This is a genomic window from Coprococcus sp. RTP21204st1_G4_RTP21204_210225, from assembly GCF_040915385.1.
Lineage (GTDB): Bacteria > Bacillota > Clostridia > Lachnospirales > Lachnospiraceae > Allocoprococcus > Allocoprococcus comes.
Map to the genome: position 1 here is coordinate 25372 of NZ_JBCPDP010000026.1, position 6476 is coordinate 31847.

The 6476-nt window shown below is 36.7% G+C and carries 4 protein-coding genes; all 4 read right to left on the reverse strand.

Annotated features, from left to right (window positions below):
* Window positions 1–254: 254 nt before the first annotated feature.
* The 4 genes from AB5213_RS15755 to AB5213_RS15770 all read right to left on the reverse strand — a co-directional run bounded on the left by AB5213_RS15755 (window position 255) and on the right by AB5213_RS15770 (window position 6119).
* On the reverse strand, window positions 255–3083 hold the full coding sequence (locus tag AB5213_RS15755; protein ID WP_368276921.1) for a transporter substrate-binding domain-containing protein: 2829 nt from the start codon (window positions 3081–3083) through the stop codon (window positions 255–257).
* A 122-nt stretch (window positions 3084–3205) separates the two neighbouring features.
* The gene (locus AB5213_RS15760; RefSeq protein ID WP_008370437.1) at window positions 3206–3469 is read right to left on the reverse strand and encodes a hybrid sensor histidine kinase/response regulator; all 264 of its coding nucleotides are present in this window, start codon (window positions 3467–3469) and stop codon (window positions 3206–3208) included.
* Between the two features lie 12 nt (window positions 3470–3481).
* Window positions 3482–4972 (reverse strand): HD domain-containing phosphohydrolase, encoded by a 1491-nt coding sequence (locus tag AB5213_RS15765; protein ID WP_368276922.1) that lies wholly within the window; start codon window positions 4970–4972, stop codon window positions 3482–3484.
* 97 nt (window positions 4973–5069) lie between these two features.
* Window positions 5070–6119: a GGDEF domain-containing protein gene (locus AB5213_RS15770; protein ID WP_368276923.1), complete on the reverse strand. Its 1050-nt coding sequence runs from the start codon at window positions 6117–6119 to the stop codon at window positions 5070–5072.
* Window positions 6120–6476: the final 357 nt, after the last annotated feature.

Consider the following 6476-nt stretch of genomic DNA (forward strand, 5'->3'; position numbering starts at 1 on the left):
AGCGTTTGATTCCGGTATCCCCGGCTTCTCTCCGGTTCTATCTCTCAAAAATTCTGTCAACTCATTACTAACCTCATACAGACGGTCAAAGGAAAGATTCTGACACACCCCTTTCAATGTGTGCGCACTGCTTCGCTGTGAAGGCGTCCCAAAACAGCCTCATAGTTTCCTACGATAGCTTTATAGCACTCCTGCATTGCATTGTCATCTTTTAGCCCTCCTGTCAATTGTATTCCACTAATTCATGAACCCTGCTAATCATTATGAACATACCTTAAAATCGTTTTTATAACTTCCTCAATCACAATCGGCTTTGACAAATGTGCATTCATTCCTGCTTCCATACACTTTTCAGCATCTTCCCTAAACGCATTTGCAGTCATAGCAATGATAGGGATTGTTTTTGCATCCTGCCGTTCCAGGGATCTTATTGTTTTTGTGGCAGTAAGCCCATCCATCACCGGCATCATGACATCCATTAAAATAACATCGTATGTTCCTGATTCGCAGGCTTCAAAGTGCTGAACAGCTTCTAACCCATTTTTCACTGTTTCTACTTCAGCCCCATTTTCCATCAGCATAAATTCTGCTATTTCCGCATTCAGCTCATTATCTTCAGCCAATAATATCCGGACACCTGATAGATCTGCATTGAAATCTTCTTTTTCTTCCGGTCGTGCATTCGTATCAATTTCAAATGGAAGTACTACAGTAAAACAGCTCCCTTCACCCAGCTTACTTTCAACTGTTATGGTTCCGCCCATCTTTTCTACAAGTTGTTTCACAATGGGCATTCCCAGACCTGTCCCATTATAATCAGAACGTGGGGAATTATCTGCCTGTACAAATGGAGTAAACAATTCATTTTTTATAAATTCTTCTGACATTCCAATTCCATTATCTTTTATTTTAAATTCACATGTCATGTGATCTTCTGATCTTTCAATCGTTCTCATACTCATGTAAATAGAACCATTCACCTTATTGTACTTCATACTGTTTGTAAACAGATTCATCAATACTTTTTTCAGATGAACTGCATTGCTCCAAACATATATACCACTGTAATCATCATGTTCTCCTATAACATGAAGTCCTTTTTCTTCTGCCTGAAAAGATAGTGACTCCGTGATTTCCTGACATACCTGATCCAGATTGATGGATTCATCACTAAAAACCACGGTATCCGATTCTAACTTTGCCATATCCAAAACATCATTTACCAATGATAATAGCAGTTTCGAAGATTCATTTATTTTATTCAGGCAATTTTTTGCCCGCTCACCATCATTTCCGCTTTTTTCAAGAATTGTAAGCATGCCCATAATGCCATTGATTGGTGTCCTGATGTCATGAGACATGTTATTTAAAAAGGAAGTCTTAGCCTTATTGGCACTCTGTGCTTCTACAAGTGCATTTTGTAATTCCTGCCGTTTTTCTTCAAGCTCCTGATTCAGCTTCAATGCCTGCTCAGCAGACTTCTTGGATTTTTCTTCCGCACGTTTTGATTTTTTCAAAGAATCAAGAATTATACACAGAACAACGAAAAAAGAAATTCCAGCGATAAGTGAAACTGTCAGTAAATTGTCCTGAATAAAATCCTTCGCTGTAACTTTTCGTGAGGAAGCATTATACGAAACTACTGCACCTGAAAATTGAGTTGTAGGCATAGATGTCAGTGTTTTATTCAGAATGGACAAAAGAACCGGTTCTCCCTGCTGAATAGCAAATGGAACATCAGCTTCTTTTGTCAGGAAAACACTATGAAGCTTATTATTTTTCAAATAGTCTGAAACAGTACCTGAATTGCTTACAATACAATCCGTCTCCCCTTTTTGCATTGCTTTTATTGCTGCATCTGATGTCTCATATTCCACAACCTTCCATTGCGGATAATTGTATGAAAGATATGCTTTCAATGCAAAATCATCTTTTTCAACGGCAACTGTATTCTCTTTATTTTCATCAAAAGAATCCTTTGCCGTAATTGCTGCCATATTGAGAGTCAATAGCGTATCCGACAAAGCAAATCCATTTGTTTCTGCAAAGTATGGATTCTGGTTTGTATGAAAAATCAGGTCTATTTTTCCATCCTGCAATGCCTGAAGCAGTTCACTTCTTGTCTCATATCCATTTAATTTAAATTCCAGAGTCTGACCTTGCAGACAATTTTCTGCAAGATCCACATAATCTGTAATAACACCTGTCAATTTGCCTGTTGATGGATCTACACTGCTGATACCTCCATCCTGATTCAGATATCCTATCCGGATTGCTCCATGCTGCCCGATCCACTCCCTTTCTTCTTTTGAAAGAAAGGAGCTGCTCTGTGCAGAAAGATAACGCCTGTAGAGATCATCTGTGTAAAATGGGTTGTCATCCTTGATTCTGCGCATAGCACTATCCAGTGCTTCTTTGATATCCGGACGTTTGGGATTTATAGCGAAATAGATTTCTGTCTCTCCAATACTTGTAATCGGCGAAATCTCCGATTCTTCCCAACGGGGTTCTTCTACCGAAACGAAGCAGTCAATTTCATGTTTCGACAGTTTGTCCATAACTTCTGCGGTATTAGAAACATTGACATGCTGCGTATGCAGACCATACTTTAACTCCCATTCGTTAAGCACATCCTCCGTTATATTATCTTTAAACACACCAATATTTTTTCCCTCAAAAGAATCCAAATTTCCTGCTGTAAGATCCATATTGGATGCATCCGTATAGATGTAATATTTCTCTTCCCCCATAGGCATATCGGAAAAAAGCATATTTTCAGCACGTTCGTCTGTATAGGAAATGCCACCAAGAATATCAATCTCTCCATTTTCCAACTGTGTAAAGCAGTTTTTCCAATCACTTGTTATGTATTTATATGTCCATCCTGCATAACCTGCAATATCTTGAAGATACTCATAACCATATCCACTTCTTTCCCCCTTTTCATTGACGGTATTATAAGTTTCTTCAAAAGATCCTACCCGGATAACATTGTCAGAGTTTTCTTTGGCAAATGTAGGAACGGATAAAACAATAAAACATATAATTGTGCAAAATATAATGTAACAAAATTTGAAATTCATTATATTCTGTACTAATTTGCACTTCTTCATCTTTCTCCCACCCTCCAGGCTACAGTCGCTTGCTTGCTTGCTTCCAGATTTTAGTTTTACATTCATTAATGTTCAATACCCCCACAACATTTTTATAAATATCTTTGCGACAGCTTCTGCTGTCCATCATTAACCATTGTAATTATTGCACCTTCATCTTCTAAAAGTATTTCTGCAACCTCGGCATTCAACTTATTATCCTCTACTAACATGAGATTTAAACCGTGAATGCTATTCTCTTTATCCGCCTCTTCTTTCTTAGATTTTTCTGGTGCAGCTCCCATCTCAAAAGGCAATTCAACTACAAAAGTGGATCCCTTTCCCACTTCGCTGGTAACAGAAATCGTGCCTCCCATTTTATTCACCAATCAAGAGAGATATCCGACAATTCCTATATATCCATCTTTCTTTAAAGTAGACCATAAGGTATGCAGTTTCAGATCATACATCTGCCTTTTATTTTCCACCTTTGCCATTAACTGCAATGAGATTTCTGTATTCTGTATTGATGTCTGGTCCAGTAACGCTCTGATATGTTGAATATCTTCACTGCTTACTTCGAACAGTTTGAATATATCAAACTTCGGATCATCTCTCTGACACAGTATCTGCCGGTTTCCGTTAATTATAATCACCCAACCTGAAATTGCATTATACTCAATGGAAATTTTGCCACTGTCCATTTTAAAAAACTCTATCTTTTCCTGCATGAGTTTAATGACATGCTGCGAATAATTTTTACAGGGTAAAGACTTTTCCTTTAGTATTTCGTCAGAGAGCCTCTGTGCTTCATAATACTGTTTATTATCATTCGTTTCATTCGTATACATCTTGGAAAACTGAAGGCTTAGTTCTTTCAGGCACTTAAGAAGAACCGGATTGAACTGCCCACATTGCCCGTCCAGAATCATCTTGATCGCGGTATCATGCTCAAATGCTTTCTTATAACATCGTTCACTGGTAAGAGCATCATAAACATCCACAATAGACACCACCTGTGCAGAAATTGGTATTTCTTCACCTTTCAGACCATCCGGGTAACCCTTTCCATCCCATCTTTCATGATGCCATCTGCAGATTTCCCATGCGGTATGTACCAGTGGATGATCTTGTAAAAAATGCATATCCCAGATCATGGATGCTCCAATCTCACTATGAGTTTTCATAATTTTAAATTCTTCATCGGTCAGTCTTCCGGGTTTATTCAGTATTTCTTCCGGAATGCGTATTTTACCAATATCATGAAGCGAAGAAGCGGTTGTGATTATAGCCATATCGGTCTCCGTCAGATGATAAGCATCCGTTGTTTTTAACAGTTGTCTCAGCATCATTTTCGTCGCAGTACGGATATGTAAAATATGTTCGCTGCTCTCACTGTTGCGTGACCCTAATACATTGCTCAGAATCCTGAGCATAATATCATTGTTTTCTTCTTTTTCATAAACCTGATCAACAACCACATTGATCAGACGCTTTTGGTTCGCATAAAGTTCTAGGGTATTCTGGACTCTTTTCTTTACAATAACAGAATCAAAAGGTCGTGTAATATAATCTGTAATTCCCATTTCATATGCTTTACGCATAACATCAACAGATTCTTCAGCAGAGATCATAATAACTGGAATTTCATCAATACACTGGCTTCTTTTCATTATTTCCAAGACTTCAAAACCATTCATCTGTGGCATATTGATATCTAAAAGCATCAGATCAATTCCAATATTTTCTCCTATCATCTGGATTACCTGATTTCCATTTTCAGCTTCCAGATAATCATAGGTTTCTCCAAGAAATTCTTTCAATATATCCCTGTTAAACTTTGCATCATCGGCAATCAGTATTTTTTGTCTTTTGTTCATATTTTCTATTTCCTTTATTCTTGTGGTCTTTATAAATCCTATAAATTAAAAAAGGCACTCCCTATCGATAGTTTTTTAATCACTTTCCTTAAGAATGCTAATTATATTTCTTGCATAACTGTTTATCTTTATACATATTAGCATCTGCATCATCCAATAACATCTGCATTGTACACGACATATTATCGGAGGATAATGCCCATCCGCATGCATAGTCGATTGGTATTTGATTTTCATAACTATTTAATCTATCTTTTTCTCTGTACAAACCTTTTAATATTTCCTTAATTTCCGTCTCATTTGTATGATAAATGACTGCTATAAACTCATCTCCGCCATATCTTCCAACAAAATCCTTTTCTGGAATAACACTTCGCAAAAACTTTGAGAAATTCATTATTAACTTATCTCCTGCGGAATGTCCCATTGTATCATTTACAGTTTTTAGATTATTTAAATCAAACATTATGCATGCTGTAGAACCTGTAATTATATCTTTTTTATTAAGAAGCTCATTACAGGCATTTTTATTTGGCAGCCCAGTAGGGGCATCTACGAATGCTTTCTGTTCCAGCAATCTGTTTTGCATTGCCATCTGCATTGCCTTTAGAGTCTGCATAATAACCAATATCACCAGAATCAACATATCAAGTGCCGACAAAAGCTCTATAGTACGAATCTTTATAGCGATCTTTTCTGAATAGCTTTCTGCGGCAGAGACAGTTTCATCTGCCATCGTAAAATATATTTCACTCATATTAACAATGTCTGTATTTTCGTATCCCTTGTTTCTTACTGCTTCAATTTCTGTTTTCAATTTATCCCAGTAATCACTCTGGATTTTCAATTTCCCCTGATATTCTTCGTCATTGAGTTTTACCAGATTATAATGTCCATCCTGATATCTCAATCCAAGAAGAATGTCATCCAAATATTTAATTAATTCATCATTTTGGTTTCCTGTAATTTCTAATTTTACTTCGCGCTGTGTAGCTCCACGTACCAGACCTGCATAATTTATTACGCGTGCTGTCCCCTGCAGCCTGCTAATCTGAATCATCATAAAAATAATAAGAACCACTAATATCAATATAAGGAAACTCTGTATAATACCTATTATATTTTTATTTTTCTTGTTTGTCTGCATTTCACCATTTATTCCGAATCTCAAATAATATTCATTTCAATAACTATGCTATTCATTTACTTTCTCCCTATATTAGGGACAAATATCTTTAATAGTATTTTTCATCTTTTCAATATCCAGAGGTTTTGCCAAATTTGTAATATCAATTCCTCTCACGATATCAGCCTTCATATGATCTGCATACGTTACTGCGTTTAATTCAGCTCTTGACCTTGTCAAATCCCTTTGACTGCTATCTGCACGAATGCCTATATTCACCAGAACAACCAAACCGAAAAAGAGGGCGTGTGAAAAAACGAAAGTTTTTCATGCGTCCTTTGCTTATGAATACAACAGTAGTTATAGTTCATAAAAAAG